General features: G+C 64.8%; 31 protein-coding genes and 1 pseudogene. 26 read left to right on the top strand and 6 right to left on the bottom strand.

The window, feature by feature from the left end; genetic code table 11:
- Positions 1-18: 18 nt before the first annotated feature.
- From rpsN to rplQ, 14 genes are all read left to right on the top strand, one after another.
- Positions 19-324, top strand: coding sequence for a 30S ribosomal protein S14 (gene rpsN, locus I3J27_RS23150; RefSeq protein WP_057745473.1), 306 nt, complete (start codon positions 19-21; stop codon positions 322-324).
- Between the two features lie 14 nt (positions 325-338).
- Entirely contained in the window at positions 339-737 is a 399-nt protein-coding gene (gene rpsH, locus I3J27_RS23145) for a 30S ribosomal protein S8 (protein WP_008136338.1), read from the top strand.
- A gap of 16 nt (positions 738-753) precedes the next feature.
- Positions 754-1,287 (top strand): 50S ribosomal protein L6, encoded by a 534-nt coding sequence (gene rplF / locus I3J27_RS23140; RefSeq protein WP_270160724.1) that lies wholly within the window; start codon positions 754-756, stop codon positions 1,285-1,287.
- A gap of 11 nt (positions 1,288-1,298) precedes the next feature.
- Positions 1,299-1,661: a 50S ribosomal protein L18 gene (rplR, locus tag I3J27_RS23135; RefSeq protein WP_007603036.1), complete on the top strand. Its 363-nt coding sequence runs from the start codon at positions 1,299-1,301 to the stop codon at positions 1,659-1,661.
- 44 nt (positions 1,662-1,705) lie between these two features.
- Positions 1,706-2,299: a 30S ribosomal protein S5 gene (gene rpsE / locus I3J27_RS23130; RefSeq protein WP_129268075.1), complete on the top strand. Its 594-nt coding sequence runs from the start codon at positions 1,706-1,708 to the stop codon at positions 2,297-2,299.
- A gap of 22 nt (positions 2,300-2,321) precedes the next feature.
- Positions 2,322-2,516 (top strand): 50S ribosomal protein L30, encoded by a 195-nt coding sequence (gene rpmD, locus I3J27_RS23125; protein WP_063682757.1) that lies wholly within the window; start codon positions 2,322-2,324, stop codon positions 2,514-2,516.
- Positions 2,517-2,591: 75 nt separating this feature from the next.
- Positions 2,592-3,077: a 50S ribosomal protein L15 gene (gene rplO / locus I3J27_RS23120; RefSeq protein WP_270160723.1), complete on the top strand. Its 486-nt coding sequence runs from the start codon at positions 2,592-2,594 to the stop codon at positions 3,075-3,077.
- A 151-nt stretch (positions 3,078-3,228) separates the two neighbouring features.
- The gene (gene secY / locus I3J27_RS23115) at positions 3,229-4,560 is read left to right on the top strand and encodes a preprotein translocase subunit SecY (protein ID WP_129268081.1); all 1,332 of its coding nucleotides are present in this window, start codon (positions 3,229-3,231) and stop codon (positions 4,558-4,560) included.
- Entirely contained in the window at positions 4,557-5,768 is a 1,212-nt protein-coding gene (locus I3J27_RS23110; protein WP_270160722.1) for a preprotein translocase subunit SecY, read from the top strand. Before secY ends, I3J27_RS23110 begins: the two co-directional genes overlap by 4 nt.
- Entirely contained in the window at positions 5,765-6,643 is an 879-nt protein-coding gene (locus I3J27_RS23105; RefSeq protein ID WP_270160721.1) for an adenylate kinase, read from the top strand. The genes I3J27_RS23110 and I3J27_RS23105 overlap by 4 nt, the downstream gene beginning before the upstream one ends.
- 186 nt (positions 6,644-6,829) lie before the next feature.
- On the top strand, positions 6,830-7,198 hold the full coding sequence (gene rpsM, locus I3J27_RS23100; RefSeq protein WP_148750346.1) for a 30S ribosomal protein S13: 369 nt from the start codon (positions 6,830-6,832) through the stop codon (positions 7,196-7,198).
- Between the two features lie 123 nt (positions 7,199-7,321).
- On the top strand, positions 7,322-7,711 hold the full coding sequence (gene rpsK / locus I3J27_RS23095) for a 30S ribosomal protein S11 (protein ID WP_007603045.1): 390 nt from the start codon (positions 7,322-7,324) through the stop codon (positions 7,709-7,711).
- A 114-nt stretch (positions 7,712-7,825) separates the two neighbouring features.
- Positions 7,826-8,857, top strand: a complete 1,032-nt coding sequence (locus I3J27_RS23090) for a DNA-directed RNA polymerase subunit alpha (protein WP_063195091.1) — start codon at positions 7,826-7,828, stop codon at positions 8,855-8,857.
- 143 nt (positions 8,858-9,000) lie between these two features.
- Positions 9,001-9,417 carry a 50S ribosomal protein L17 gene (gene rplQ, locus I3J27_RS23085; protein ID WP_270160720.1) on the top strand — a complete coding sequence of 139 codons (417 nt, stop codon included), beginning with the start codon at positions 9,001-9,003 and terminating at the stop codon, positions 9,415-9,417.
- Positions 9,418-9,492: 75 nt separating this feature from the next.
- Here the strand turns inward: rplQ and I3J27_RS23080 are convergent, their stop codons facing one another.
- Entirely contained in the window at positions 9,493-10,470 is a 978-nt protein-coding gene (locus I3J27_RS23080) for a Bug family tripartite tricarboxylate transporter substrate binding protein (protein ID WP_270160719.1), read from the bottom strand.
- 217 nt (positions 10,471-10,687) lie between these two features.
- Here I3J27_RS23080 and I3J27_RS23075 point away from each other — a divergent pair, with 217 nt between their 5' ends.
- Positions 10,688-11,476, top strand: coding sequence for an SDR family NAD(P)-dependent oxidoreductase (locus I3J27_RS23075; protein WP_270160718.1), 789 nt, complete (start codon positions 10,688-10,690; stop codon positions 11,474-11,476).
- A gap of 9 nt (positions 11,477-11,485) precedes the next feature.
- On the top strand, positions 11,486-11,782 hold the full coding sequence (locus tag I3J27_RS23070) for a DUF1330 domain-containing protein (RefSeq protein ID WP_270160717.1): 297 nt from the start codon (positions 11,486-11,488) through the stop codon (positions 11,780-11,782).
- 57 nt (positions 11,783-11,839) lie between these two features.
- On the opposite strand, the gene I3J27_RS23065 is transcribed toward I3J27_RS23070, so the two are convergent.
- A complete protein-coding gene (locus I3J27_RS23065; RefSeq protein WP_270160716.1) occupies positions 11,840-12,853 on the bottom strand; it encodes a zinc-binding alcohol dehydrogenase family protein in 1,014 nt (337 codons plus the stop codon).
- A gap of 121 nt (positions 12,854-12,974) precedes the next feature.
- On the opposite strand from I3J27_RS23065, the gene I3J27_RS23060 reads away from it, so the two are divergent.
- Positions 12,975-13,349, top strand: a complete 375-nt coding sequence (locus I3J27_RS23060) for a winged helix-turn-helix transcriptional regulator (RefSeq protein WP_270160715.1) — start codon at positions 12,975-12,977, stop codon at positions 13,347-13,349.
- 39 nt (positions 13,350-13,388) lie between these two features.
- Here the strand turns inward: I3J27_RS23060 and I3J27_RS23055 are convergent, their stop codons facing one another.
- Entirely contained in the window at positions 13,389-15,002 is a 1,614-nt protein-coding gene (locus tag I3J27_RS23055) for an OprO/OprP family phosphate-selective porin (RefSeq protein WP_270160714.1), read from the bottom strand.
- Positions 15,003-15,316: 314 nt separating this feature from the next.
- Between I3J27_RS23055 and I3J27_RS23050 the strand changes: the two genes are divergently transcribed.
- The 3 genes from I3J27_RS23050 to I3J27_RS23040 are packed head-to-tail and all read left to right on the top strand — an operon-like array spanning position 15,317 to position 19,324.
- Positions 15,317-16,723 (top strand): DegQ family serine endoprotease, encoded by a 1,407-nt coding sequence (locus tag I3J27_RS23050; RefSeq protein ID WP_270160713.1) that lies wholly within the window; start codon positions 15,317-15,319, stop codon positions 16,721-16,723.
- Positions 16,720-18,057: a replication-associated recombination protein A gene (locus tag I3J27_RS23045; protein WP_270160712.1), complete on the top strand. Its 1,338-nt coding sequence runs from the start codon at positions 16,720-16,722 to the stop codon at positions 18,055-18,057. The genes I3J27_RS23050 and I3J27_RS23045 overlap by 4 nt, the downstream gene beginning before the upstream one ends.
- A gap of 52 nt (positions 18,058-18,109) precedes the next feature.
- On the top strand, positions 18,110-19,324 hold the full coding sequence (locus I3J27_RS23040; protein WP_270160711.1) for an RluA family pseudouridine synthase: 1,215 nt from the start codon (positions 18,110-18,112) through the stop codon (positions 19,322-19,324).
- A gap of 52 nt (positions 19,325-19,376) precedes the next feature.
- Here the strand turns inward: I3J27_RS23040 and I3J27_RS23035 are convergent, their stop codons facing one another.
- Positions 19,377-19,823 (bottom strand): hypothetical protein, encoded by a 447-nt coding sequence (locus tag I3J27_RS23035; RefSeq protein ID WP_270160710.1) that lies wholly within the window; start codon positions 19,821-19,823, stop codon positions 19,377-19,379.
- 76 nt (positions 19,824-19,899) lie between these two features.
- Between I3J27_RS23035 and I3J27_RS23030 the strand changes: the two genes are divergently transcribed.
- The 4 genes from I3J27_RS23030 (at position 19,900) to blaOXA (ending at position 23,486) form a co-directional block, all read left to right on the top strand.
- Positions 19,900-20,682, top strand: a complete 783-nt coding sequence (locus I3J27_RS23030) for an ATP12 family chaperone protein (RefSeq protein WP_270160709.1) — start codon at positions 19,900-19,902, stop codon at positions 20,680-20,682.
- 56 nt (positions 20,683-20,738) lie between these two features.
- Positions 20,739-22,340: a flagellar hook-length control protein FliK gene (gene fliK, locus I3J27_RS23025; RefSeq protein ID WP_270160708.1), complete on the top strand. Its 1,602-nt coding sequence runs from the start codon at positions 20,739-20,741 to the stop codon at positions 22,338-22,340.
- Complete coding sequence (locus tag I3J27_RS23020; protein ID WP_270160707.1) at positions 22,337-22,597, top strand: EscU/YscU/HrcU family type III secretion system export apparatus switch protein; 261 nt, start codon at positions 22,337-22,339, stop codon at positions 22,595-22,597. The genes fliK and I3J27_RS23020 overlap by 4 nt, the downstream gene beginning before the upstream one ends.
- A gap of 70 nt (positions 22,598-22,667) precedes the next feature.
- Positions 22,668-23,486, top strand: coding sequence for a class D beta-lactamase (gene blaOXA, locus I3J27_RS23015; protein ID WP_270160706.1), 819 nt, complete (start codon positions 22,668-22,670; stop codon positions 23,484-23,486).
- A 67-nt stretch (positions 23,487-23,553) separates the two neighbouring features.
- Here blaOXA and I3J27_RS23010 read toward each other — a convergent pair whose 3' ends face one another.
- Both I3J27_RS23010 and I3J27_RS23005 read right to left on the bottom strand, forming a co-directional pair.
- Positions 23,554-24,558, bottom strand: a complete 1,005-nt coding sequence (locus I3J27_RS23010) for a dienelactone hydrolase family protein (protein ID WP_270160705.1) — start codon at positions 24,556-24,558, stop codon at positions 23,554-23,556.
- 72 nt (positions 24,559-24,630) lie between these two features.
- Complete coding sequence (locus tag I3J27_RS23005; RefSeq protein WP_270160704.1) at positions 24,631-25,050, bottom strand: DUF1330 domain-containing protein; 420 nt, start codon at positions 25,048-25,050, stop codon at positions 24,631-24,633.
- Between the two features lie 95 nt (positions 25,051-25,145).
- On the opposite strand from I3J27_RS23005, the pseudogene I3J27_RS39205 reads away from it, so the two are divergent.
- Positions 25,146-25,292 (top strand): annotated as a pseudogene (locus I3J27_RS39205) (helix-turn-helix domain-containing protein); the annotation flags it as partial.
- Between the two features lie 42 nt (positions 25,293-25,334).
- On the top strand, positions 25,335-26,078 hold the full coding sequence (locus tag I3J27_RS23000) for a substrate binding domain-containing protein (protein ID WP_270160703.1): 744 nt from the start codon (positions 25,335-25,337) through the stop codon (positions 26,076-26,078).
- Positions 26,079-26,084: the final 6 nt, after the last annotated feature.

Here is a 26,084-nt window from a genome sequence, read left to right as displayed (position 1 = left end):
GATACCCAGGAGCCAAGCATGGCAAAGAAGAGTTCAGTCGAGAAGAACAACCGGCGCAAGCGGATGGTGAAGAACGCCGCCCCCAAGCGCGAGCGGTTGAAGGCGATCATCGCCGACAAGACGCTGCCGATGGAGGAGCGGTTCGCCGCCACCCTGAAGCTGGCGGAAATGCCGCGCAATTCGTCGGCGACCCGCATCCGTCTGCGTTGCGAGCTGTCGGGCCGTCCGCGCTCGAACTACCGCAAGAACAAGCTGTCCCGTATCGCGCTGCGCGACCTTGGCTCCAAGGGCATGGTCCCGGGCCTCGTGAAGTCCAGCTGGTAAGGAGGGTCGTTTAGATGTCTACGCACGATCCAATCAGCGATCTGATCACCCGCATCCGCAACGCGCAGATGCGCTCGAAGAGCAAGGTCTCCACGCCTGGCTCGAAGATGCGCGAGAACGTGCTCGAGGTCCTGAAGACCGAAGGCTACATCCGCGGTTACGCCACGCTCGAGCACTCCTCGGGCCGCAGCGAAATCGAGATCGAGCTGAAGTATTTCGACGGCGAGCCCGTCATCCGCGAGATCGAACGAGTTTCCAAGCCCGGGCGTCGTGTCTACGCCTCGGTGAAGGCTCTGCCGCGGGTCAATAACGGGCTTGGCATTTCGGTGTTGTCGACGCCGAAGGGGATCATGGCCGACCACAGTGCGCGTGAAGCGAACGTGGGCGGTGAAGTTCTCTTCACGGTGTTCTGAGAAGGATTTTTGATCCATGTCACGTGTTGGCAAAAGGCCGGTTGCGGTGCCGTCGGGTGTGACCGCGACCGTCGACGGGCAGACCGTCAAGATGAAGGGGCCGAAGGGCCAGCTTCAGTTCGTCGTCCATGACGACGTCGAGGTGAAGCTCGAGAGCGGCCAGATCAAGGTGAACCCGCGTGTCGAGACCAACCGCGCGCGGGCGCTGTATGGCACCGCTCGCGCCCAGGTCGCGAATCTGGTCGAAGGCGTCACCAAGGGCTTCGAGAAGAAGCTCGAAATCACCGGCGTCGGTTACCGCGCCGCGATGCAGGGCAAGAACCTGCAGCTCGCGCTCGGCTACAGCCACGACGTGGTCTATCAGATCCCCGAGGGGATCACGATCACCGTGCCGAAGCCGACCGAGATCACGGTGACCGGCAGCGACATCCAGCGCGTCGGCCAGGTCGCCGCCGAGATTCGCTCCTATCGTCCGCCGGAGCCCTACAAGGGCAAGGGCGTGAAGTATGTTGGCGAATTTATCTTCCGCAAGGAAGGCAAGAAGAAGTAACGGAGCCGGTCATGTCGAAAGCCAAGGTTACGAATGCCCGGCGCAAGCGGAGTGTGCGGCTGAAGCTGCGCCGCTCCGGTGGTGGCCGTCCGCGTCTGTCGGTGTTCCGCTCGTCCAAGCACATCTACGCCCAGGTCATCGACGACCTGAAGGGCGAGACGCTGGCCTCTGCCTCGTCGCTCGAGAAGTCGATGCGTGACGGCGGCAAGACCGGCGCCGACATCGATGCGGCGAAGGCGGTCGGCAAGCTGCTGGCCGAGCGCGCCGCCGAAAAGGGCGTCAAGGAAGTCGTGTTCGATCGCGGCAGCTACCTCTATCACGGGCGCGTCAAGGCTCTTGCCGACGCAGCGCGTGAGAGCGGGCTGAGCTTCTAACGGAATTTGAGGATTGAGGCGCAAGCCTCTGAAGGATTGGAAAAATGGCAGAACGCGAACAACGTGGTGGACGCGATCAACGCGGCGGCGGACGTGACCGCCAGCAGCGCGAGGAGCGCGATAGCGAGTTCGTCGACAAGCTGGTCCACATCAACCGCGTGGCCAAGGTCGTCAAGGGCGGCAAGCGCTTCGGTTTCGCTGCTCTGGTCGTGATCGGCGACCAGAAGGGCCGTGCCGGCTTCGGTCACGGCAAGGCGCGCGAAGTGCCCGAGGCGATCCGCAAGGCAACTGAATCCGCCAAGCGCAATTTGACCCGCGTGTCGCTGCGCGAGGGCCGCACGCTCCATCACGACATCGCCGGCCGTCACGGCGCGGGCCGTGTCTACCTGCGTGCAGCACCTGCCGGTACCGGCATCATCGCCGGCGGCCCGATGCGCGCCGTGTTCGAAACGCTCGGTGTCCAGGACGTGGTGGCGAAGTCGATCGGCTCGTCGAACCCCTACAACATGGTTCGTGCGACCTTCGACGCGCTGAAGCATCAGGATTCGCCGCGTTCGGTCGCAGCCCGCCGCAACATCAAGGTGTCCACTCTGCAGTCCCGCCGTATCGGTGGTGATGCCGAGGCGGCTGCCGACTAACGAAGCTTTGGAGTAGACTCCCATGGCCAAGGCCAGCAAGACGATCAAGCTCGAGCAGATCGGCAGCGCGATCCGCCGCCATCACTCGCAGCGCTCGACGCTGATCGGGCTCAAGCTCAACAAGATCGGTCGCACCAGCGAACTGCAGGACACCCCGGCAGTCCGCGGCATGATCGAGAAGGTTCACCATCTCGTCCGCATCGTCGACGAGAAGTAAGAAGCGGCGCGCGATCCCGAAAAGCGGGTACCGGTTTTCGGTGACGATCGTGCGCAAGATACAAGGAGAAGGGCGATGAAGCTCAGCGATATCGCCGACAACGCCGGCTCGCGCAAGAAGCGTATGCGCGTCGGCCGTGGCATCGGTTCGGGCAAGGGCAAGCAGTCCGGCCGCGGCGGCAAGGGCCAGACCGCGCGTTCGGGTGTGCGCATCAAGGGTTTCGAAGGCGGCCAGATGCCGTTGCATCGCCGTCTGCCCAAGCGCGGCTTCAACAACATCTTCCGCGTGGAGTTCGCCGAGATCAATCTCGACCGGCTCCAGGAAGCGGTCGATGCCAAGAAGATCGACGCCGGCAGCGTCGTGACCATCGAGGCCCTGGTGAAGGCCGGCGTGCTGCGCCGCGCCAAGGCCGGCCTGCGGCTGCTCGGCCGCGGCGAGCTCAAGTCGAAGCTCAACATCGAAGTGCATGGCGCCACCAAGACCGCGATCGCCGCGGTCGAGAAGGCCGGCGGCTCGGTGAAGATCCTCGCCCCTGCCAAGGAAGAAGGCGAGGCGGCGTAACAACTGCGTCATTGGCCCGCGGCTCGCGGGCCTTTACGCATGCGGGACGTGGACTTATCGAAGCCGAGCCCCAGATAATGTCCGGCGTCCGCTATAATAGTAGCCCGGCCGCGGGCATGACGGCGCAATAGGCGGCGGGAGAAAGTCCAAGATGGCCTCTGCAGCGGAACAACTGGCAGCCAATCTCAATTTCGGTGCGTTTGCCAAGGCTGACGAACTGAAGAAGCGCATCTGGTTCACCCTGGGTGCGCTGCTCGTTTATCGGCTCGGGACCTATATCCCGCTGCCCGGCATCGATCCCAACATCTGGGAGCAGGTGTTCCGCTCCCAGGCAGGCGGCATTCTCGGCATGTTCAACATGTTCGCCGGCGGTGGTATCCACCGCATGGCGATCTTCGCGCTGAACATCATGCCGTACATCTCGGCCTCGATCATCATCCAGCTCCTCACCACCGTCTCGCCGCAGCTCGAGGCGCTGAAGAAAGAGGGCGAGTCCGGCCGCAAGCTGCTGAACCAGTACACCCGCTATCTCACCGTGATCCTAGCCGCGTTCCAGTCCTATGGCATCGCGGTGGGCCTCGAAGGCGCCGGCAACGTCGTCAGCGACCCCGGCATGTTCTTCCGCCTGTCCACGGCGATCACGCTGACCGGCGGCACCATGTTCCTGATGTGGCTGGGTGAGCAGATCACCTCGCGCGGCATCGGCAACGGCATCTCGCTGATCATTCTCTCCGGCATCGTCGCCGAGCTGCCCGCGGCGCTCGCCAACATGCTCGAGCTCGGCCGTCAGGGTGCGATGTCGACCGGCCTGATCCTGGTCGTCATCGTCATGGCGGTCGCCGTGATCGCCTTCATCGTGTTCATGGAGCGGGCCCAGCGCCGGCTGCTGATCCAGTATCCGAAGCGCCAGGTCGGCAACAAGATGTTCGAGGGCCAGTCCTCGCATCTGCCGCTCAAGCTCAACACCTCCGGCGTGATCCCGCCGATCTTCGCGTCCTCGCTGCTGCTGCTGCCGACCACGGTGGCGAACTTCAATGCGGGCAGCGGGCCGGAATGGTTCCAGTGGATCACCACCCAGCTCGGCCACGGCCGTCCGCTGTTCCTGATCATGTATCTCGCGCTGATCGTGTTCTTTGCGTTCTTCTACACCGCGATCGTGTTCAACCCGACCGAGACCGCGGACAATCTGAAGAAGCACGGCGGCTTCATCCCGGGCATCCGTCCCGGCGAGCGCACGGCGGAATATATCGACTACGTGCTGTCGCGCATCACGGTGCTCGGTGCCGTCTATCTCGCGATCGTCTGCTTGATCCCGGAAATCCTGATCTCCTACGCCTCGGTGCCGTTCTACTTCGGCGGCACCTCGCTGTTGATCGTCGTCAGTGTCACCATGGATACGGTGGCGCAGGTGCAGGGCTATCTGCTGGCGCATCAGTATGAAGGCCTGATCCGGAAGTCGAAGCTGCGCGGCCGCCGTAGATGAGCAGGGAGCTCGCGCGCCGGATCGCTTTCACGATTGGCGCGCTGCTCCTTTTCAGACTCGGTTGTCAGGTCCCCGTCGCGGGAGTGACCACGTCGAGTTTCCCGTCGACGCCCGACCTCATCGCCCGGCTTTCGATCTTCGCGCTTGGCCCGATTCCCTATCTGACTGCGGCGCTCCTCATCCGGCTGCTCTCCGTGGTATGGCGCCGCCTGAGTTCACTCGAACGGTCGGGCGAGCGCGGCCGACGCAAGGTGGCCCGTGCCACACTCGGTCTCACACTGGTTCTTGCTGCCTTTCAGGCCTTCGGCATCGCCAGCGCGCTGACGACCGTTCCGGGCTTCGTCAGCAATCCCGACGGCTGGTTCGTGTTGGCGGCCACGGCCACGATGGTCGGCGGGGTCTTCGTTGTGGTGTGGCTGAGCGAGCAGATCACCCGCTACGGCATCGGCAACGGTCTCGCGCTGATCCTATGTGTCGGCGTGCTTGTCTCCCTTCCGCGCGACATTGCCGGCATCGTGGGTCTCGTGCGGAGCGGGGCGGTCTCGGGCGGCCTCGTGTTCGGCCACGCCATGTTCTGGATCGTGACCGTCGCCGTGATCGTTCTCGTCGAAGGCGCGCGGCGAAATGTTCGGGTCGAATTCGGCGCGCTCAATGTCGGCACGCGGCAATTGCCCGCGCGCGCCGGCGTGCTGCCGATCAAGCTCAACAGCGCCGGGTTCCTGATTCCGGTCACCGTGGCGCCGTGGCTCTTCTTTCTGCCACTGGCCTTTGCGGGCTTCATCCTGGGCGGCGATCATCCCTTGGTCGCCGCAACCTACCGGCATCTCCAGCTCGGGCAGCCGGTGCACATGATCCTCGTGTCGATCGCCGTGTTCGTGCTCGCCTTCGTCTACACCGCCTCTGTCGTCGACCCCGAATACACGGCCAAGGCCCTGGCGCAGCGTGACGGCGCAATCCCCGGTGTCGCGCCCGGCGAGGCTACGGCCGGCTATCTCGATCGCGTCGTATCATTGACGACGGTCGTCGGAGCCGTCTACCTGACGGCATTGCAGTTGATTCCGGAGGTGTTCGAGCTTTACGGGATCGGTCTGCCTTATAGTATGGTCGTCGATGGCGGTGCCGCGCTGGTTGTGGTTTGCACTGCTCTTGATATCAAAACACAGGTGCGCGACGTATCGCTCACCAATCCGGGGGGCGTACGCCGATGAGAATTATACTTCTGGGACCGCCGGGATCGGGCAAGGGGACCCAGGCGCAGCTGCTGGTGCAGCGCTATGGCATCGTCCAGCTCTCGACCGGTGAGATGTTGCGCGCAGCCGTCGCGGCGGGGACGCCGGTCGGGCTGAAGGCCAAGGAGATCATGGCGAGCGGCGGCCTCGTGCCCGACGAGATCGTGGTGGGAATCATCTCCGATCGTATCGACCAGCCGGACGCCAAGAATGGCTTCATCCTCGACGGCTTCCCGCGCACCGTGCCGCAGGCCGAGGCGCTGGACGAGCTGCTCAAGCACAAGCATCTCAAGCTCGATGCCGTGATCGAGCTCCGCGTCAACGAAAGTGCGTTGCTGAGTCGTGTCGAGACCCGCGTCGCCCAGATGCGGGAGCGCGGCGAGGAGGTTCGCCTCGACGATACCCCGGAGGTCCTGACCAAGCGGCTCGCCAGCTATCGCAGCCAGACGGAACCGCTGATTCACTACTATTCCGAGCGGCGGAAGCTCTCCACCATCGACGGCATGATGGCCATCGACGAGGTCACCCGCGCCATCCACCGGCAGCTCTTGGCGCTCGGGGCGGTCGAGCCCAAGACCCATTCCAAGGCTCCCTCTAAGAGCGCGGCCAAGGCGGGGCCGGTCAAGAAGGCCAAGGCGGTGAAGAAATCGGCCAAAAAGCCGGCCAAATCCGCCAAAAAGGCCGCCAAATCGGCCAAATCCGCCAAAAAGGCGGCCAAGAAGGCCGTGAAGGGCGCCAAGAAGACCACCAAGAAGACGGTCAAAAAGGCAGCCAAAAAGACCGCCAAGAAGGCCGTCAAAAAGGGTGCCAAGAAGACCGCAAAAAAGGTCACGAAAAAGCGAGCCAAGCGCTAGCAGCGGTTGACGAAAGCCCCTGGAATCCCCTAATAAGCCCCGCATCCAAGTCGGATAGTTTCAGACGATGCCGGGCCCCAGGAAGACCGGGGGTGGGCGTCGTGTTCGCGTTTGTGAACACCTGCCCGAGAACACAAGCACTTAAGACCGATTCCTGACGAGGGATCGGCAACAGGAGAGAAGGCCGTGGCCCGTATTGCCGGCGTGAACATCCCCACCAACAAGCGCGTGCTGATCGCGCTTCAGTATATCCATGGCATTGGCGAGAAGATCGCCGGCGAAATCGTGGAGAAAGTGAAGATCCCCGCGGATCGTCGCGTCAATCAGCTCAGCGACGCCGAAGTGCTCCAGATCCGCGAAGTGATCGACCGCGACTATCTCGTCGAGGGCGACCTGCGTCGTGAGGTCGGCATCAACATCAAGCGTCTGATGGATCTCGGCTGCTATCGCGGCCTGCGTCATCGTCGCGGTCTGCCGGTGCGCGGCCAGCGTACCCACACCAATGCGCGCACGCGCAAGGGCCCGGCCAAGGCCATCGCCGGCAAGAAGAAGTAAGTTTTCGAATTCAGTCGCGGCGTGCGGCGAGGAGGGAATATCCCTTTCGCCGCGCGCCTTTCGTTCCACAGGTGTAGCCGCTGGCATTACGGCGGCGTTTGAGATCTTCAGGAAAGGTAGTCTATGGGCAAGGAAGCCACCCGCGTTCGTCGTCGTGAGCGCAAGAACATCGCCTCCGGTGTCGCGCACGTGAACTCGTCGTTCAACAACACGACCATCACCATCACCGACGCGCAGGGCAACACGATTGCCTGGTCCTCCGCCGGCACGATGGGCTTCAAGGGCTCGCGCAAGTCGACCCCGTATGCCGCGCAGGTTGCCGCCGAAGACGTGTCGAAGAAGGCGCAAGAGCACGGCATGCGCACGCTGGAAGTCGAAGTCGCCGGTCCCGGTTCGGGCCGTGAGTCGGCGCTCCGCGCGCTCCAGGCCGCGGGCTTCACCGTCACCTCGATCCGCGACGTGACCACGATCCCGCACAACGGTTGCCGTCCCCGCAAGCGTCGGCGCGTTTGATACGAGGTCGCGGGCGCCATCGTCGTCCGCGATGACTTTTTTTAAGAAGCCGCAGGTGCGACCTGCGGCCTTTCTCCAACGCCAGAATCTGCAATGGCAGTTTGACTGGCCTGTATGGGTGAAACAGTGACGATCCAGAAAAATTGGCAAGAACTGATTCGGCCGAACAAGCTCCAGGTGACCCCCGGCAGCGATTCGAACCGCTTTGCGACCATCGTCGCCGAGCCGCTTGAGCGCGGCTTCGGCCAGACGCTCGGCAACGCACTGCGCCGCATTCTGCTCTCCTCGCTCCAGGGCGCGGCGGTGCAGTCGGTGCACATCGACGGCGTGCTGCACGAGTTCTCCTCGATCGCGGGCGTCCGTGAGGACGTCACCGACATCGTGCTGAACATCAAGGACATCTCGATCAAGATGCAGGGCGAAGGCCCCAAGCGCATGGTCGTGAAGAAGTCCGGCCCGGGCGTCGTCACCGCCGGCGACATCCAGACAGTCGGCGACGTCGTCGTGCTCAACCCGGACCTCCAGATCTGCACGCTCGACGAGGGCGCCGAGATCCGCATGGAGTTCACGGTCGCCACCGGCAAGGGCTACGTGCCCGCCGAGCGCAACCGTCCCGAGGATGCGCCGATCGGCCTGATCCCGGTCGACAGCCTGTACTCGCCGGTCCGCAAGGTCTCCTACAAGGTCGAGAACACCCGCGAGGGCCAGATCCTCGACTACGACAAGCTGACCATGACGATCGAGACCAACGGTGCGATCTCGCCGGATGACTCGGTGGCTTACGCCGCCCGCATCCTCCAGGATCAGCTCAACGTGTTCGTCAACTTCGAAGAGCCGCGCAAGGAAGTCGCCCAGGAGATCATCCCGGACCTCGCCTTCAACCCGGCCTTCCTCAAGAAGGTGGACGAGCTCGAGCTGTCGGTGCGTTCGGCCAACTGCTTGAAGAACGACAACATCGTCTACATCGGCGACCTCGTGCAGAAGAGCGAAGCGGAAATGCTCCGCACCCCGAACTTCGGCCGCAAGTCGCTGAACGAGATCAAGGAAGTGCTGGCCCAGATGGGTCTGCATCTCGGCATGGAAGTGCCGGGCTGGCCGCCGGAGAACATCGACGAGCTCGCCAAGCGCTTCGAGGATCACTACTGAGTTTGGCGAATGGGGAGTGGCGAATAGCGAATACAACTCGCTACTCGCCGTTCACTACTCGCTATCTGGGCGAACGCAGGCAGCCCACCTGAGCAACATGTCCGACGAACCGTCGCGGCAGTTTCAATCTAAGGAATAGTCACATGCGTCACGGCAAGGTTCATCGGAAGCTCAACCGCACGGCCGAGCATCGCCGCGCGATGTTCGCCAACATGGCGGCCGCGCTGATCAAGCACGAGCAGATTGTCACCACGCTGCCCAAGGCCAAGGAGCTTCGTCCGATCGTCGAGAAGCTCGTCACCCTCGGCAAGAAGGGTGGCCTCGCCATGCGCCGCCAGGCCATCTCCGAGATGCGCGACAAGGACCAGGTCAAGAAGCTGTTCGACGTCTTGGCGGCCCGCTACAAGGACCGCCAGGGCGGCTACACCCGCATCATCAAGGCCGGCTTCCGCTACGGCGACAACGCCGCGATGGCCGTGATCGAGTTCGTCGACCGCGACGTCGACGCCAAGGGCCAGGACTCAGGTCCGGTGCAGGAAAAGGAAGCCGAGGCGGCGTAAGCTGATCGGACAGATATGGATTGAAAACGGCGCCCTCGGGCGCCGTTTTTTCTGGAAGCGTGCGGAGCCCAGGGACTACTCCTCCTTGATTCCTGCCTTTTGCGCGATCTCCTTCATTGCGGCGGTCTCCTTGCCGATGGCTCCCGCCCAATCGCTGTAGCGCGCGAAGCCGGGCTCAAAGCCGACCTTGGCGAAGCGCTCGACCACGGACGGGCTGTTGATGATCTCCTCCAGCGTCGCCGCCAGCTTGTCGCGAACGGCCGCCGGCAGCCCCTTGGGAGCGACCACGGCACCCCAGGACGCGAAGTCGATGTTGGCATAGCCGAGTTCGGCGAGCGTCGGCACGTCGGGCAGGAAAGGCGTACGCTTGCCCGAGAACACAGCGAGCACTTTGACGGTACCAGCCTCGATCTGCGGCTTCACGGCGATCACGGTGTCGACATGGTACTGGATATGCTTGCCGATAAGGTCGTTCATCGCAGGTGCACTGCCCTTGTAGGGCAGGTGGACCATCTTGACCCCGGCGTCCGATTTGAACAACTCGCCGGCAAAATGCGAGACGGTCGCGACGCCGAAGGACGCCAGCGACAGCTTGTCGGGATTGGCCTTCGCTTCGGCGACGAGTGCAGCCACGTCCTTGACCGGGTTGTCCTTGTAGGTGACCAGCGCCAGCGTGATCTTGCCGACTTGTCCGAGCGGCTCGAAATCCTTGGCGGCGTCGTAAGGCACGCTTTCCTTCACGGCGGCCGGCAGCGTGAAGCTCGAGTTCGAGCTGAAGAACAGGGTGTATCCGTCCGGCGCCGAGCGCGCGACTTCCTTGGCCGCGATCGTGGTGCCGCCCCCGGGACGGTTCATGATGATCACGGGCTTGCCGAGCCGGGTCTCGAGTTCACCGCCGATGATGCGCGCGACCACGTCGGAGGCGCCGCCGGGCGGGAAGGGGACGATCAATTGCAACGATTTTTCCGGATAGACCGCTTGAGCCGGAGCGATCGAATTGCCGCCCATCAGACCAAGCAACGCGAGCGCAACAGTGAGGGCCGTTCTTTTCATCGCATGGTTCTTCCCGTTCACATGAAGAGACTTGGTCTGACTTAAAAAGACTTGGTCTGACTTAGCAATAATCGTTCCAGCAGTAGTCGAGGCAGGGCTGGGTCAGGCTCCGATGCCGCCGGAGGGCTCTGGGATTGTCTCACTGATTGGTGAACGCCGATTGCAGCCCAATCCGCCGCGTCCGATATCCCCACCATCGATCTGATGGAGATATTACATGAACATCGACCTTTCCGGAAAGACCGCCCTCGTGACTGGCTCGACCGCCGGCATCGGCCACGCCATCGCCAAGGGCCTTGCGGCGTCCGGCGCCAGCGTCGTGATCAACGGCCGCGGCCAGGACAAGGTCGATGCGGCCGTGCGCAAGCTGGAAGGGACGGGCGCCAAGGTGCGCGGTATCGCCGCCGACGTCTCGACGGCTTCTGGCTGCAAGGCACTGGTCGCGGCGCTGCCCGAGGTCGATATCCTCATCAACAATGCCGGCATCTTCGAGCCGAAGGACTTCTTCGACATCCCGGACGAAGACTGGAGCCGCTTCTTTGAGGTCAACGTCATGAGCGGCGTGCGGCTGTCGCGCGCCTACATGAAGGGCATGCTCGAGCGCAACTGGGGCCGCATCGTCTTCATCTCCTCGGAGTCCGGGCTCAACATCCCCGTCGAGATGATCCATTACGGCATGAGCAAGACGGCCCAGCTCTCGGTCGCGCGGGGTCTCGCACAACTCACCCGCGGCTCCGGCGTCACCGTCAATTCCGTGCTGCCGGGTCCGACCATGTCGGAAGGCGTCGAGACCTTCGTGAAGGATCTCGCGAAGCAGAACGGCCAGTCGGTGGAAGAAGCCGCCGCCAATTTCGTCAAGCAGCATCGCCCGAGCTCGCTGATCCAGCGTTTTGCAAGCGTCGACGAGATTGCCAACATGGTGGTTTATGTCGCGTCGAAGGAAGCGTCCGCGACCAACGGCGCGGCATTGCGGGCCGAGGGCGGCATCGTCAATACGATTGCGTAGGGGCGGCGTATGACTGCGTATGTGATTTCCGAAGTCGAGATGCGGGACCCGGATGGATTTGAAGCCTATCGTGCGCTCGCCGCGAAGACGATTGCGCAGTATGGCGGGCATTATCTCGTCCGCGGCGGCAAGGCCGAGCTGGCCGAAGGCAACCTGCCGGCGAAAGCCATCGTCATCGTCGAATTCGCGTCGATGGCGATGCTGAAGGAATGGTACGCCTCGCCGGAATATGCCGAGGCGCTCAAGATCCGCGCCGATGCGCTGGAGCGGCGGCTGTTGTTCGTCGAAGGCGTGGCGGAAGCGTAGCTGCCGTAGGGTGGGCACGGCGCAAATGCGCCTTTGCCCACCCTACGAAGCCCTTGCCTACCACCCCTCCAGCACGATCTTGCCGCGCGATTTGCCGCTCTCGAGCAGCGCATGTGCGCGCTTGAGGTTGGCAGCGTTGATCGTGCCGAAAGTCTGGTCGAGCGTGGTGCGCAGCACGCCCTTGTCGATGAGATCGGCGACATCGTTGAGCAGATGATGCTGCGCGATCATGTCCGGCGTCTGGAACGAGGAGCGGGTGAACATCGATTCCCAGTGCACCGAGATCGCCTTGCCCTTGAACGTGCTCATGGCGAACTCCGGGGGATCGTCGATCAGGCCGAACCGGCCCTGCGGTGCCATGAACTCGGCGATCGCCTTGTAGTGCTGGTCGGTGAAGGTGAGGCTCGCCACCAGCGCGACCGGCGGCAGCTTGAGCTTCTCGACCTGCTCCTTCATCGGCTTGCCGTGGTCGATCACCGCATGCGCGCCGAGATCGAGGCACCATTTCTGCGACTCCGGCCGCGTCGCGGTCGCGAGCACCGTGAGGCCGGTGAGGCGGCGCGCGAGCTGGATCAGGATCGAGCCGACACCGCCGGCGCCGCCGGTGATCAGGAGCGTACGCGGATCGACGCTCTTGCCGGGCACCGCGCCGAGGCGATCGAACAGCAGCTCCCAGGCGGTGATGGAGGTGAGGGGAAGGGCGGCCGCCTGCGCGAACGACAGGCTCTTCGGCTTGTTGCCGACGATGCGCTCGTCGACCAGGTGGAATTCGGCATTGGTGCCCTGGCGCAGGATCGAGCCCGCGTAAAACACCTCGTCGCCCGGCTTGAACAGCGTGACCTCGGGGCCGACGGCATCGACGACGCCAGCCGCGTCATAGCCGAGAATCTTGGTCTCGCCCTCGGGCGGCGCGGCGCGCTTGCGTACCTTGTAGTCGACCGGGTTGGCCGAGATCGCCTTCACGGCAACGCGGATGTCGCGTCCCCTGGGATCCGGCTTGGCGGTCTCGAAATCGATCAGCGCGTCCTGATCCTCGATCGGAAGCGACTTCTTGTAGCCGACGGCCTTCATGGCTTGTCTCCATCAGATGGCGTGCTCGCCTGCCGTCCTAACTGTCGCTCTGGCTCCGATTTGGCAAGTACTGTAAATTCGGGGATATAGTCCCTGTTTGGATACTATTGGGAAGACACGCATGAAACGGCGCAATTTTACCCGTCGCCCCGGCTGCTCGGTCGAGGCGACGCTGGACCTGATCGATGGCAAGTGGAAGGGCGTGATCCTCTATCACCTCCAGAGCGGCACCCAGCGCTTCGGCGAATTGCGCCGCCGGATGCCCAGCATCACCCAGCGCATGCTGACCAAGCAGCTTCGCGCGCTGGAGGAGGACAAGCTCGTCATCCGCAAGGTCTATGCCGAGGTGCCGCCGCGCGTGGAATATTGCCTCTCCGAGTTAGGCGAGAGCCTCAAGCCGGTGATCGACATCCTGAAGGCCTGGGGCGAGAGCCATCAGCAGCGGCTGTCCGGCGCGCCTGCGCCGGTGGTCGTGAAGAAGAAGCGTGCGGCGTGAACGTCCGGGAGCGGATCGCCGCTCCCGGAAGAGATTGCGTCAGAACGCGAACTGCGTGCGCATCGCGACCGCGTCGAATTTCGAGCCGACATTAGCGCTCGAAACCGCTGAAGCCTGCCTGGCGATATCGCCATGCAGGTAGTCCAGCATGAAGCGGACGTTGCCGTTGACGTACCAGTTGAGCGCCAGGGTGTAGACGTTCTGCCGTCCGCCGGCGATGCCGTTGGCGGTCGCGAGCTGGTCGTTGAGGTCGATCGTCGAGAAGCGTCCGGCGATCTCCCACGCGCCCCAGCCGCCGCCGTCGAGCGAGAACGGATGCGCGGGCTTGACGCCGTTATAGGCCGCGTTTGCTGCGTTGTAGGTCCGGCCTTCGCCCGTCAGCACGTAGCCCGCCTGGGCATAGCCGCCCTGGAATTTCAGGCTCGGTGCGCCGACCAGCGGCACACCGGTGTTGGCGGTGCGGTCGACGTTGTACCAGAAGTACTCGCCCTGAACGATGAAAGGCCCATAGGTCGCCGCCGCTTCGACGCTGTAGACCTGCGCGCCCGAGGCATTGGCGATCGCGCCGGTCGAGACCAGCGTGGTCGGGTCGAGGCGCAATTCCGGACGATCGCTCAGCGTCACCGTCTGCGTGTTGGCGATCAGATTGCGCGGCGGCTGGATCAGCCATTGCGCGTCGGCACCGATATGCACCGAGTAGTCCTTTCCGCTGATCGGGTTGCCGGCAACGCGCGCCACCGCACCATATTGCTCGCTCGTGCCCGCCGGCGCCGCACTCGATGCGGAATGGATCGCACCGCTCGACGGTCCCGTGACATAGCCGCCGATCCAGAGCTGGTCGTTGTACCAGCGCGTGCCGGCTGCGGAGCGGAAGTCGCCCGCGGCGATGTTGGTCGCGATCACGCCGGCCGAAGCGCGCTCCATGAACATGATGTCGTTGGAGCTCGTGGCCTCGTCCATGGTGTAGGGTAGGTCCATGATGCCGGCTTCGATGGCCATCTTGCCGCCGAACGGCTTCAGGCCGGTGTAGCTGAGATAGGCGTTCTCGACGCCGGAGGCGCCGCCGCCGGGCAGCGAGCCAGGCGCTGCGCCGCCAAAGCCGTCGGAGGAGCCGCCGAAGTCGTAGACCAGCGCGAAATTCCAGTCGTTGAAGAACTTGCCGGTGACGCCGATGCGCGCGCGGCGGACGTTCTCGCCGCTGTCGAGCTTCTGCGGCACGGTGCCCGCGGTGTTGGGGCGGTAGTCGTAGCCGCCGACATCCCAGTGCACGCGGCCGGTGATTGCGACGCAGTTGGCTCCGTCGGCGGTGCAGATGGTCGGCCGGTTGTTCGGCATCGTGACGATGACGCCGGAGGTGGGCGGGGCGCCCTTGACGGGAAACGCCGCGTTCGCATTGGCCACGACCGCCTTCGCCTCCGAGCGTGCTTCGGCTTTGGCCTCGGCCTTTGCTTCGGCCTTGGTTTTCGCCGTGGCCGCCGTATTCGCGGCGGTCTGGCTCTGGAGCTTGTCGAGCTTCTGCTCCAGCATCTTCAACTGCTGCTTCAGCAGCGCGATCTCCTGCTCGCTGCTGCTTGCCGATTGGGCCTGGGCCTGCGAGGCCGCCAGCGCGCCGGCGAGACCGATTGCCGTGGCTGCAAATCTTGTTCTGCTCACGTTACGCCTCCATCGTTTGACGAACTTCCCCAAGTCGCCGGCGGAGAGCCTATGTGTGATCGATGACTGCCCCGCGACGCTGCGCCCGGTTGTGCGGGTTCCCACTGATGCCAATTCGCCGCAACCGAATCCGCTTCTCACCACAATGCTGGATGATGCGCATCATGCCAATCCACGGCTCCGGCAAATTGCGCGATTCGCACACCGGCCTTGCATGCCGGACACACCGGAGAGGGGCTGAATAATGCCCCCTGGCGCCCTTCTATTGGCGGGCGAACGCGCCTATATTCCGGCGTCTTTTCCGAGAGGTAGGAATGTTTCGATCGACCCGAACCGCCGTCGTCACGGCATTGTGCATAGCGTTTTCAGCCCACTTCAATCCGGCCGCCGCGCAGGACCGCCGTGTCCCGTCCTCGCCCGCCGAGCTGCGGCTGTCCTATTCGCCGATCGTGCAGCGGGTGCAGCCGGCCGTCGTCAACGTCTACGCCGCCAAGGTGGTGCAGAACCGCAATCCGCTGCTCGATGATCCCATCTTCCGCCGCTTCTTCGGCGTGCCGGGCCAGCAGCCCGAGCAGATGCAGCGCTCGCTCGGCTCCGGCGTCATCGTCGATGCCTCCGGCCTCGTCGTCACCAATGTCCACGTCATCGAGGGCGCGGACCAGGTGAAGGTGTCGCTGTCGGACAAGCGCGAGTTCGAAGCCGAGATCCTGCTGAAGGATACGCGCACCGATCTCGCGGTGCTGCGCCTGAAGGACACCAAGGAGAAATTCCCGACCCTCGACTTCACCAATTCCGACGAGCTCCTGGTCGGCGATGTCGTGCTCGCGATCGGCAATCCCTTCGGCGTCGGCCAGACCGTGACCCACGGCATCATCTCGGCGCTGGCGCGCACCCAGGTCGGCATCACCGACTACCAGTTCTTCATCCAGACCGATGCGGCGATCAATCCCGGCAATTCCGGCGGCGCGCTGGTCGACATGAGCGGCAAGCTCGCCGGCATCAACACCGCGATCTATTCGCGCTCCGGCGGCTCGCAAGGAATCGGCTTTGCGATCCCCGCCAACATGGTGCGCGTCGTCGTCGCCTCCGCCAAGAGCGGCGGCAAGGCGGTGAAACGTCCCTGGTTAGGGGCGAAATTGCAGGCGGTGACGCCCGAGATCGCGGAAAGCCTCGGCCTGCGCTCGCCGACCGGCGCGCTGGTCGCGAGCGTGGTCTCGAGCGGCCCCGCGGCGAAGGCCGGCCTGAAATCCTCCGATCTCATCACCGGGATCGACGGCCAGACCGTCGATGACCCCAACGCCTTCGACTATCGCTTCGCGACGCGTCCGCTCGGCGGCACCGCGCAGATCGACGTGCAGCGCGGCGGGAAGCCGCTCAGGGTCACGATCGCGCTCGAGACCGCGCCCGACACCGGCCGCAACGAGCTCGTCATCACCGCGCGTTCGCCGTTTCAGGGCGCGAAGATCTCGACCATCACACCGGCGGTCGCCGACGAGCTGCATCTGGACGCCGACACCGAAGGCGTGGTGGTCACCGATCTCGGCGGCGACAGCGCGGCTGCGAGCGTCGGCTTCCAGAAGGGCGACATCATCCTCGCGGTCAACAACCAGAAGATCAGCAAGACCGGCGACCTCGAAAAGGCCGCGGGCGAGCGGCCGCGGATATGGCGCATCACGCTGGTGCGTGGTGGCCAGCAGATCAACGTCACGCTGGGCGGATGAGTCCGAAGCGACCACAGCAGACGCCAACGCTCTTCGCCGCGGCGGGGCTCGACCACGAGGCTCCGCATCCGCTGCCGGACCGGCTGCGCCCGCGCGCGCTGTCGGAGGTCGTGGGCCAGGACCATATCCTCGGCCCCGACGGCGCGCTGACGCGCATGCTGGAGACGCGCACGCTCGGCTCGCTGGTGTTCTGGGGGCCGCCCGGCACCGGCAAGACCACGGTGGCGCGGCTGCTGGCGGATGCGACGGACCTGCATTTCGAGCAGATCTCCGCGGTGTTCTCCGGCGTCGCCGATCTGAAGAAAGCCTTTGACGCCGCGCGGGCCCGCCGCGAGATGGGCAAGGGCACGCTGCTGTTCGTCGACGAGGTGCACAGATTCAACCGCGCCCAGCAGGATTCGTTTCTGCCTGTGATGGAAGACGGCACCGTCGTCATGGTCGGCGCCACCACCGAAAACCCGTCCTTCGAGCTCAACGCGGCGCTTTTGTCGCGCGCGCGCGTGCTGGTGTTTCGCTCGCTCGATGCCGCCGCGATCGAGAAGCTGTTCGCGCATGCCGAGGAGGTCGAGGGCCGCAAGCTGCCGCTCGATGACGAGGCAAGGGCGGTGCTGGTGCGCATGGCCGATGGCGACGGCCGCGCATCGCTGACGCTTGCCGAAGAGGTCTGGCGTTCGGCCCGGGCGGACGAGATTTTCAATGCCGCGCAATTGCAGGACATCCTGCAGCGCCGCGCGCCAATCTACGACAAGTCGGCCGACGGCCATTACAACCTGATCTCGGCGCTGCATAAATCGGTGCGCGGCTCGGATCCCGACGCTGCGCTGTATTATCTCGCGCGCATGTTAGACGCCGGCGAGGATCCGCTGTTCCTGGCCCGCCGGGTCGTGCGCATGGCGGTCGAGGACATCGGCCTTGCCGACCCGCAGGCGCTGGTCATCGCCAATGCGGCCAAGGATGCCTTCGACTTCCTCGGCCATCCCGAGGGCGAGCTCGCGATCGCGCAGGCCGTGGTCTATCTCGCCACCGCGCCGAAATCGAACGCGGTCTATACGGCTTTCGGCACGGCGATGCAGGTCGCCAAGCAGGCCGGCTCGCTGCTGCCGCCAAAACACATCCTCAATTCGCCGACCAAGCTGATGAAGTCGGAAGGCTACGGCGCCGCCTACGAATACGACCACGACGCCCCTGATGCCTTCTCCGGCCAGGACTATTTTCCGGAAGCCCTTGGCCGCCAGACCTTCTATGACCCGCCCGAGCGCGGGTTCGAGCGGGAGATCAGGAAGCGGCTGGATTACTGGGCCAAGCTGCGGAAGGAGCGGGGCGGCTCGCGCTAGAAACGGCCATTTCGCCGTGACGGCAGCCGGCTTTTAGGGTACGCAGGCATCCATGAGCCGCCGTATCAAGAGAACCGATCCAAAGCCCCGTTCGCGCGATGAGCGCAAGGAATCGCGCCCGTTCAAGGCGCGCAGCGCGAAGACGGCGGGACAGCGTCCGGGCGGGAAGCCGGGCAGCAAGCCGCCGCGCTTTGCAGCCGAGCGTGCCGAGCGGCGTCCGCCGAAAGCCGAGCCGGAAAGGGCCGCGCCCGAAAGGCCGGTCGAGGCGCTGCTGCCGACCAAAGTGCAGACCGTCACCGTGTCGGCCGACGAGAACAACATGCGCGTGGATCGTTTCCTCGAAGCGCGCTTTCCTGGGCTGTCGTTCTCCCACATCCAGCGCGTCGTCCGTAAGGGCGAACTGCGCGTCGATGGCAAGCGTGTCGACAGCAAGGACCGGCTGGAGGAGGGCCAGAGCGTCCGCATTCCGCCGCTGAAGCTGGATACGCCGAAGGTCGTCGGCGAGTTCTCGGAGGCTGCGCAGAAGACGCTCAAGGCGCTGAAGGAGATGACGATCTACGAGGACGACGACGTCCTCGTCCTGAACAAGCCCGCCGGACTTGCCGTGCAGGGCGGCTCGGGCATGACCCGGCACATCGACCAGATGCTCGAGGTGATGCGCGATGCCAAGGGCCAGAAGCCGCGCCTCGTGCACCGCATCGATCGCGAGACCTCGGGCTGCCTGCTGATCGCCAAGACGCGCTTTGCCGCCTCGCATCTGACCGGCGCGTTCCGCTCGCGGTCGGCACGCAAAACCTATTGGGCGCTGGTGCCGGGCCTGCCGAAGCCGAAGCAGGGCCGCATCTCGACCTTCCTCGCCAAGGAAGAGAGCGAGGACGACACCATCATGCGCATCGCCCAGCATGGCGACGAGGGCGCCAGCCACGCGGTGACGTACTACGCCGTGGTCGAGACCGCCGGTAACAAGCTGACCTGGGTGTCGTTGAAACCGGTGACGGGCCGCACCCACCAGCTGCGCGCCCACATGGAGCATATTGGCCACCCCATTGTTGGCGATCCCAAATATTTCAACATCGAGAACTGGCAGTTGCCGGGCGGCCTGCAAAACCGGCTGCATCTGCTCGCACGCCGCATCGTCATTCCGCATCCGCGCGGCGGCTTCATCGATGCCACCGCGCCGCTGCCGCAGCACATGCAACAGTCGTGGAATCTGCTCGGGCTCGACGCGAGCCGGTTCGACCCGATCGAGAACGCGCCGGAAGAGTAGTTGAGCGACCTAGCAGGGCGCGCGGCGAGCCACACGCTCATGACAGCGGGGCTCAATTCCGAAACTGCTCCAGAAACATCCGCAGAGAGTCGTGCGGGCTCTCGATATCCGTGATCAGCCAGCCTTCGGGCCCGTTGACCAGGATGAAGTTCAGCGCGACCCTCCGGCCGCGATTGTCGAAATTCGCTGCGACATAGGTCTTGTCGTATTGCCTCCGCACGACCGCGATCGTAACGGGGCCGAGCTTCCAGCTCGGGCTCTGCACCAGAAAGTCGTAGGGCTCGACACGCGGCGCGGACCACACTTTGCGCAAGGGAGGATCGAAGAATTGCCGGGCGGTGGCGGCATCCCGCGGCAGGCCCTTTGACAGCTCCGGCGCACCTTCGCCGTAATGGGCATAGACGTTGCGGACCAGCGATTCCGGGGTGCGAAAGCCGGCCTCCGCCGCGGCCAGCCAAAGCCCGGCCAACAGGGCCCCAACGCCCGCAAGTTCCCTCATGCCTGCCGCTCGCTTTATCGGCTGCTGATCTTACCTTAAAAGGCTAGCATCCAGCGGCGGAGACCGAAAACTCAAGATGCGCGAATTGTTCGAAGAAGCAGCCGGGCAACCCCCGCCGGATCCACGGGAATCCGCGCGCACGCCCCTGCGTAAGCGCTTCTACAAGGAGGCCGGCGTCACCGAGGCCGAGGGCGGCTTCGTCATCACGCTCGACGGCAGGCCGATCCGCACGCCGTCCAGCCGACAAGTGGTGATCCCCTCGCGCGGCCTGGCCGACGCAGTCGCCGCCGAATGGGCGGCCCAGGGCGAGGCGATCGATCCGATGAGCATGCCGCTGACGCGGATCGCCAACAGCGTGGTCGAGGGCGTCGTCGACCGCGTCGAACTTGTCGCCGAGGACCTCGCAAAATACCTTGAGTCCGATTTGCTGTTCTATCGCGCCGGCCATCCCGAGGGGCTGGTCGCCCGCGAGGCCGCGCATTGGGACCCCGTGCTGTTCTGGGCAGCGGAGACGCTGGGCGCGCATTTCATCCTGTCCGAAGGCATCATGCATGTGAAGCAGCCGGACGAGGCGCTCCGGGCCGCCCGTGCCGCGCTGCCCGAGGATGCCTGGTCGGTGGCCGTGCTCCACGTGGTCACGACCCTGACCGGATCGGCGCTGCTGGCGCTGGCGCTGGCCCATGGCGTGCGCGATGCCGGCCAGGTCTGGGCCGCCGCCCATGTCGATGAGGACTGGAACGCCGACCAATGGGGCGTGGACGAGGAGGCAGCTCGCCGACGGGCCGCGCGCCTGCGGGATTTCGAGGCCGCCGTGACGGTTTTGGCCGCGGTGAAGCCGCAGGCGGCCAAAGGTCCTTAACGAGGGGTTTACGACGGGGCCTTAGGGTGGGGCCAGCGTTCCCTGGGCCCCCGAAGATGCCGACGCCGATAAGCTCGATCCTTCCGGTCAGTGCTGCCAGCCCTGCGGCTGATGCGGCGACGCCCGATCTCGTGCTCCAGGCCGGCAGCGTCGTCGACGCCCGGGTCGTCAGCGTGCTCGCCGACAATCTGGTGCGGATCGCAATCGCCAACCTTTCGATGGACGTGATGTCGGAGGTGGCGCTGACGCCGGGGCAAAATCTCCAGCTCGCGGTGTCGCAGAACGACGGCACCATCCGGCTCGCGGTGATGAACGGGGCAGGCGAGGCGCCGGCCGACCAGATCACGCTGACGCCGCGCGCGGCCTCGCTGGTGGAGAGTCCGCCGCTTGCGCCGTCCGCGAGCGCGGCACGCAACACTCTGACGCCGTTAGAACAGGTCGCTGTCACCGCCGCTTCGGCTGAGGCCGTGACGAAACAGGGCAGCCAAGCGCCGCTGTTCGCCAATCTGGCCGCCGTCGTCACCGGCAGTGATCTGCCGGCGGGATTGAAGCAGGCGGTGCTGGACGTGCTGGCGCAGCAGACGCCGCTCAACAGCGCCCTCGACGGCGGCGATATCGAATCCGCCTTCCAGAAATCCGGTCTGTTTCTCGAAGCCTCGCTGGCCTCGGGCGCGACGCCGTCCTCCGGCAATGTCCCGGACCTGAAGGCCGCATTGCTGGTGCTGCGCCAGACGCTGGCCACGCTCGAGACTCCCGCGCCGCAGGGCGCTGCGGTTTCAACCACTGCTGCGGCGACACTGCAGGTCACCGCAGCAACGGCTCAAGCGGCAAATGAGGCGGCATCGCCTTCAACTGGCCCCGAGATCTCCCAACAATCTCCACTGCCACGCAACGCCAATCTCGCTGCCGCCGTGCTGGCCGACATCGCCGGCGGTGCTCCGCAAGCCGCAGTGCCGCGCACCGTGTCCGCCGGCCTTGCCGCGACCCTGCTGCAAGAAGCGATGCAAAACCTGCCGCGCCTGACCGGCAACGTTCCCGGCTCGAACAAGGCCGTGCCGGATGGCCATCTCTTCGAGGCCGCGCGCACGACACCACCGCCGTTCCGCGGTGCGCTGCCGGCGCCGCAGGCGGTTGCTTCGCCATCGCTCGCGCCCGATACACCGCTCTCTGCGACGGTGCACCGCCTGCTCGACGACACCGACGCCGCGATCGCGCGGCAGACGCTGTTGCAGGTCGCTTCGCTCCCAGATCGCACCGACGCCAGCGGTCACCGCATCGACCCGAACGTGCCGCAGTGGAATTTCGAGATTCCTTTTGCGACCCGGCAGGGCACCGCGATGGCGCAGTTCGAGATCTCGCGCGACGGCGGCAACGAGTCCGCCGATCCCGCCAAGCGCGCCTGGCGCGCGCGCTTCACACTGAATGTCGAGCCGGCTGGCCCCGTGCATGCACTGGTAACGCTCAACGGCGACAAGACCTTCGTGCGGATGTGGGCGGAGCGGCCGGCGACCGCACAGCAGCTCCGCGCCGGCATCGGCGAGCTCACTCAGGCCCTGACGCGCGCCGAGCTCAAGCCCGGCGACATCCTGGTCCGCGACGGCACCCCGCCGCAGCCCGCACCGGCCCGTGCCGGCCACTTCCTGGATCGCGCCACATGAGCGACCAGACCAAGCTCGCGATCGCGCTGCATTACGAGAAGGGCTCTGGTGCGCCCGTCGTCGTCGCCAAGGGCAAGGGCACGATCGGCGAAAAGATCGTCGAGATCGCGAGAGCCAACGACATCCCGGTCGAGGAGAACGAGATCCTGGCCGGCGCACTGTCCAAGGTCGAGCTCGGCGAGGAGATCCCGCCCGACCTCTACAAGGCCGTCGCCGAAGTGCTGGTGTTCGTGCTGCGGCTGTCGGGGCGGCGCTGAGCGCTGTCATCGTTTGACCACGTAGCCGCTGCATGGTCGCGGCACTTTCATCGCTCAACGGATACCGCCCTTGCTCACTCGCCGTTCCACCCTCGGTCTTCTCGCCGCGACTGCGATCCTGCCGCAGCGTGCGCTTGCCCATGTCGCGCCGCCGCGGAATGAATTCCGCGACAGCCTGGCCAAGCACTTTACCGACCTCGGCACGTCAGGCACCTTTGTCGGCTACAAGGTCGAGGACTATCTGATCGTCGCCAGCGACAAGGAGCGCTCGGGCGAGGGGAAGCTGCCGGCCTCGACCTTCAAGATTCCGAACTCGCTGATCGCGCTGGAGACCGGCGTGGTCGCTGATCCCGACAAGGATGTGTTTGCGTGGGACGGCGTGAAGCGCCCGATCGAAGCCTGGAACAAGGATCACACGCTGCGCAGCGCAATCGCGGTCAGCGCGGTGCCGGTCTATCAGGAGATCGCGCGCCGCATCGGTCAGGAGCGGATGCAGAAATACGTCGATCTGTTCGACTACGGCAATCGCGACATCGGCGGCGGCATCGACCAGTTCTGGCTGACCGGGAATTTGCGCATCGATCCGGTCGAGCAGATCGATTTCGTCGACCAGCTGCGCCGCCGCTCGCTGCCGGTCAGCAAGCGCAGCCAGGATCTCGTCGCCGACATCCTGCCGGTGACGAAGGTCGGCGACAGCGTCATTCGCGCCAAGTCTGGGCTGCTGGGAGCCGAGCGCGGTGAGCCGTCGCTGGGCTGGATGGTCGGCTGGGCCGAGAAGGGCGAAGCACACACCGTGTTCGCGCTCAACATGGATTGCAAGGAGCCGCGTCTCATCAGTGAGCGCATGCCGCTGACGCAAGCCTGCCTTGCCGAGATTGGCGCGATCTAGCGCTGCCGCGCTGGCGCCGCTCGATTGGCATCCCCCACCTGCGGCATCGCGTGCCGAGCAGGCACTCTCAGCCCAGCTTGAACAGCGCCTGCAAAAACTCCTCCACGGCCTTGCGCGACTCCGCGGCCGTCGCGGGATTGCCGCCGACACGCGGGTTCAGCTCGACGCAGGAATCCTTGTAGGTGAAGGGCGCGTTGGTGTCGCCGTTCATCAGCACGCCGCCGTCGCCTTCCTTGATCTTGCAGTTGCGCACGGTCTGTGCGTTGGCGGACACTGTAACAGTGTTGACGCCGAGCAGGCCGCTATCGAAGCCGTGCGCGCTGTCGGCATATTCGGTCAGCACGACGTCGCGGCCCGCCGCCTTGAGCCGCTCCACGAACGCCTTGCAGCTCTTCACGGGATTGTAGTCGTCGGGCGTGCCGTGGTAGATGCGGATCGGACGTGCGGCGACCTCGCTGTCGCCAACGTAGGTCGTCGAGCAGTCCGGATAGAACGGGATGTAGGCCGCGAACTGGACGCCGGACTTGTTCCAGAGCTTGTTGAAGCGGTCGAGGCTCGCATAGAGCGTCGCCTGTCCGCCGCGCGAAAAACCCATCAGCACGATACGATCAGGGTCGACGCGGGGATGCTTTGCAAGAATCTCCAGCGAGCGGTAGATGTCGACGATCAGATTGAGCCGGCCGAGCAGGGCCTGGTTCGGCCCGACCACCGTCAGCCCGCGGCCGGTGAAGCCGTCGATCACGAAGGTGGAGATGCCCATGGCGTTGAACGCGTGCACCCAGGCCTCGGTGGTGGCGCCGACGCCGCTCGAGCCGTGCATCAGCACCACGACGGGGAGCTTTCCGGTGCCTTGCGCCACGCGAAATTCGCCTGCGACCGTCACCGGCTTGCCGGCCGCCGCATCGCCGCTGAGGAATTGCTGGTCGGAGAGGGTGAGCGAGGGGACCGGATAGATCTCGGTGCGGGTGGCGACTTCCTTTGGGAGTGCCTGCGCGACGGCTTCGCCGCCAACAAACCAGTTCGAAACGCACAGCGCGATCAGCGCTGCGACGGCGCGCCATGTCGTGGCCATTGGAACGCTCCCCGATTTTTGGTCAGTAGAACAACGGCTCCACGCGCTGTCAATCGGGGCGTGCAGTGGCCCCTAGTCCGGCACCTGCACTTCGGTCGTCGCAATCAATCGCCAGTCGGCGAGCGCGGCCAGGCGGTGGGGTTCGGCTTCACGTCGATAATCCGCGCTCGAAACAATGTGCTGAAAGGTCGCGAAGTCGGGATAGCGCACGATGGCGACATCGTGCCAGGCTTCGCCTTCCGCCCCCACCAGCAGAGCTCCGACCGATCCAAGCCAAGTCGGCACGACCCCTTGCCTGAGCGCCAGCTTGCGAAATGCAGGAACATATCGCGTGTAGTAGGCTTCGCGACCGCTGCAGACGGGAAGCTCTGCGTTCGCTCGGTACAAGGCCTCGTCCCGGTAGCGGAGGAGGTTGAGCATGAAGATCGGCTGATCTCCAGGATATTTTGCGGCCGCTGATGCGAGTGCTGCTTCGCCGATTTCAACAAACACTGTTCTCTCCAATCGTCAGATCCATTGCTGTGATCTGATACCAGCCCTCTCAGGCGGTCTTGTAGTGGGCGCGGTGTCATTGCTATGATGACGCCATGGCAACACCGCGCAGCCATCAACAGCTCCTCAATCTGCTCCAGTTCGTCCGCGTCGTCGAAGCAGGCTCGTTCGCCGAAGCTGCCCGCCGGGCCGGAACGTCGACGTCGGCCATGTCCAAGGCGATTGCGCGGTTCGAACAGATGCGGGGCGTGAAGCTTCTTCATCGCACCACGCATGCGATCTCGTTGACGCATGACGGCGAACGCCTGCTGGAGAGCGCCCGTGATCTCTTGCGGCAGGCGGAGCAACTCGACGTGATGCTGGACGAAGCCACAGGCGGCGAAGCCGGACGCGTGCGCCTTGCAGCTCCGGGCGCTTTTCTCAGGGCCTGCATCGCACCGAAACTCCCGGCCATTTTAAAGGCCAATCCGGCGCTCGAGCTCGAATTGAAGGTGGACGATTTCGGCCTCGATCTGGGAACCGAAGGAATCGACATCGCTATCCGCTTCGGCTCCCTCGATCGCCACCCCGGCGTCACCGCGAAGCGGCTGGCGACGTTCCCCTGGGTGCTGGTCGCGACCCGCCGCTATGTTGAGTTCATGAGAGAGCCTCGCTCGGTTCGAGACCTCAAAGCGCATCATCAGATTGGTTTTCGCGATCCGGCAACCGGACAGCTCATGCCCTGGCAGTTTCAGGATCCGTCGGACGGCACGCTGATCCGGATGCTGCCGCGAAAGCGCGTGGTCGTCGAGGACATGTCGGTCGCGTGGGCGATGGTCTCGCGAGGCCTCGGAATAGCCTGGCTTCCGGCCTGGTGCGGCGTGAAGGACCTCGAAGGCGGACGCATTGTCGAATTGTTGCGCGGCTGGCGGGTGCCGAATATCCCGGTCCATGCCGTGCAAGTCAGCCGCAAACAGATGCCCACGCGGATCCGCAGTCTCTTGCGGGTCCTCTCGGACAGTGCGTCCACCTGGGAATATCACGGATAGATCCGC

It is taken from the genome of Bradyrhizobium xenonodulans (assembly GCF_027594865.1).
Classification (GTDB): Bacteria; Pseudomonadota; Alphaproteobacteria; order Rhizobiales; family Xanthobacteraceae; genus Bradyrhizobium; species Bradyrhizobium xenonodulans.
This window is presented reverse-complemented; position numbering and strand designations above follow the sequence as displayed.

What these genes read in the sequence shown, in the direction of transcription:
- I3J27_RS23110 (WP_270160722.1), top strand. Translation starts at nt 4,557, where the DNA reads ATGAGCAGGGAGCTCGCGCGCCGGATCGCTTTCACGATTGGCGCGCTG.
- I3J27_RS23075 (WP_270160718.1), top strand. Translation starts at nt 10,688, where the DNA reads ATGAACATCGACCTTTCCGGAAAGACCGCCCTCGTGACTGGCTCGACC.
- I3J27_RS23010 (WP_270160705.1), bottom strand. Translation starts at nt 24,558, where the DNA reads ATGGCCACGACATGGCGCGCCGTCGCAGCGCTGATCGCGCTGTGCGTT.
- rplR (WP_007603036.1), top strand. Translation starts at nt 1,299, where the DNA reads ATGTCGAAAGCCAAGGTTACGAATGCCCGGCGCAAGCGGAGTGTGCGG.
- rpmD (WP_063682757.1), top strand. Translation starts at nt 2,322, where the DNA reads ATGGCCAAGGCCAGCAAGACGATCAAGCTCGAGCAGATCGGCAGCGCG.
- rpsH (WP_008136338.1), top strand. Translation starts at nt 339, where the DNA reads ATGTCTACGCACGATCCAATCAGCGATCTGATCACCCGCATCCGCAAC.
- rpsN (WP_057745473.1), top strand. Translation starts at nt 19, where the DNA reads ATGGCAAAGAAGAGTTCAGTCGAGAAGAACAACCGGCGCAAGCGGATG.
- rplO (WP_270160723.1), top strand. Translation starts at nt 2,592, where the DNA reads ATGAAGCTCAGCGATATCGCCGACAACGCCGGCTCGCGCAAGAAGCGT.
- I3J27_RS23020 (WP_270160707.1), top strand. Translation starts at nt 22,337, where the DNA reads ATGAGCGACCAGACCAAGCTCGCGATCGCGCTGCATTACGAGAAGGGC.
- I3J27_RS23040 (WP_270160711.1), top strand. Translation starts at nt 18,110, where the DNA reads ATGAGCCGCCGTATCAAGAGAACCGATCCAAAGCCCCGTTCGCGCGAT.
- I3J27_RS23050 (WP_270160713.1), top strand. Translation starts at nt 15,317, where the DNA reads ATGTTTCGATCGACCCGAACCGCCGTCGTCACGGCATTGTGCATAGCG.
- I3J27_RS23045 (WP_270160712.1), top strand. Translation starts at nt 16,720, where the DNA reads ATGAGTCCGAAGCGACCACAGCAGACGCCAACGCTCTTCGCCGCGGCG.
- I3J27_RS23065 (WP_270160716.1), bottom strand. Translation starts at nt 12,853, where the DNA reads ATGAAGGCCGTCGGCTACAAGAAGTCGCTTCCGATCGAGGATCAGGAC.
- rpsE (WP_129268075.1), top strand. Translation starts at nt 1,706, where the DNA reads ATGGCAGAACGCGAACAACGTGGTGGACGCGATCAACGCGGCGGCGGA.
- I3J27_RS23035 (WP_270160710.1), bottom strand. Translation starts at nt 19,823, where the DNA reads ATGAGGGAACTTGCGGGCGTTGGGGCCCTGTTGGCCGGGCTTTGGCTG.
- I3J27_RS23090 (WP_063195091.1), top strand. Translation starts at nt 7,826, where the DNA reads ATGGGTGAAACAGTGACGATCCAGAAAAATTGGCAAGAACTGATTCGG.
- rpsK (WP_007603045.1), top strand. Translation starts at nt 7,322, where the DNA reads ATGGGCAAGGAAGCCACCCGCGTTCGTCGTCGTGAGCGCAAGAACATC.
- fliK (WP_270160708.1), top strand. Translation starts at nt 20,739, where the DNA reads ATGCCGACGCCGATAAGCTCGATCCTTCCGGTCAGTGCTGCCAGCCCT.
- I3J27_RS23060 (WP_270160715.1), top strand. Translation starts at nt 12,975, where the DNA reads ATGAAACGGCGCAATTTTACCCGTCGCCCCGGCTGCTCGGTCGAGGCG.
- secY (WP_129268081.1), top strand. Translation starts at nt 3,229, where the DNA reads ATGGCCTCTGCAGCGGAACAACTGGCAGCCAATCTCAATTTCGGTGCG.
- rplF (WP_270160724.1), top strand. Translation starts at nt 754, where the DNA reads ATGTCACGTGTTGGCAAAAGGCCGGTTGCGGTGCCGTCGGGTGTGACC.
- I3J27_RS23080 (WP_270160719.1), bottom strand. Translation starts at nt 10,470, where the DNA reads ATGAAAAGAACGGCCCTCACTGTTGCGCTCGCGTTGCTTGGTCTGATG.
- rplQ (WP_270160720.1), top strand. Translation starts at nt 9,001, where the DNA reads ATGCGTCACGGCAAGGTTCATCGGAAGCTCAACCGCACGGCCGAGCAT.
- I3J27_RS23105 (WP_270160721.1), top strand. Translation starts at nt 5,765, where the DNA reads ATGAGAATTATACTTCTGGGACCGCCGGGATCGGGCAAGGGGACCCAG.
- I3J27_RS23070 (WP_270160717.1), top strand. Translation starts at nt 11,486, where the DNA reads ATGACTGCGTATGTGATTTCCGAAGTCGAGATGCGGGACCCGGATGGA.
- I3J27_RS23030 (WP_270160709.1), top strand. Translation starts at nt 19,900, where the DNA reads ATGCGCGAATTGTTCGAAGAAGCAGCCGGGCAACCCCCGCCGGATCCA.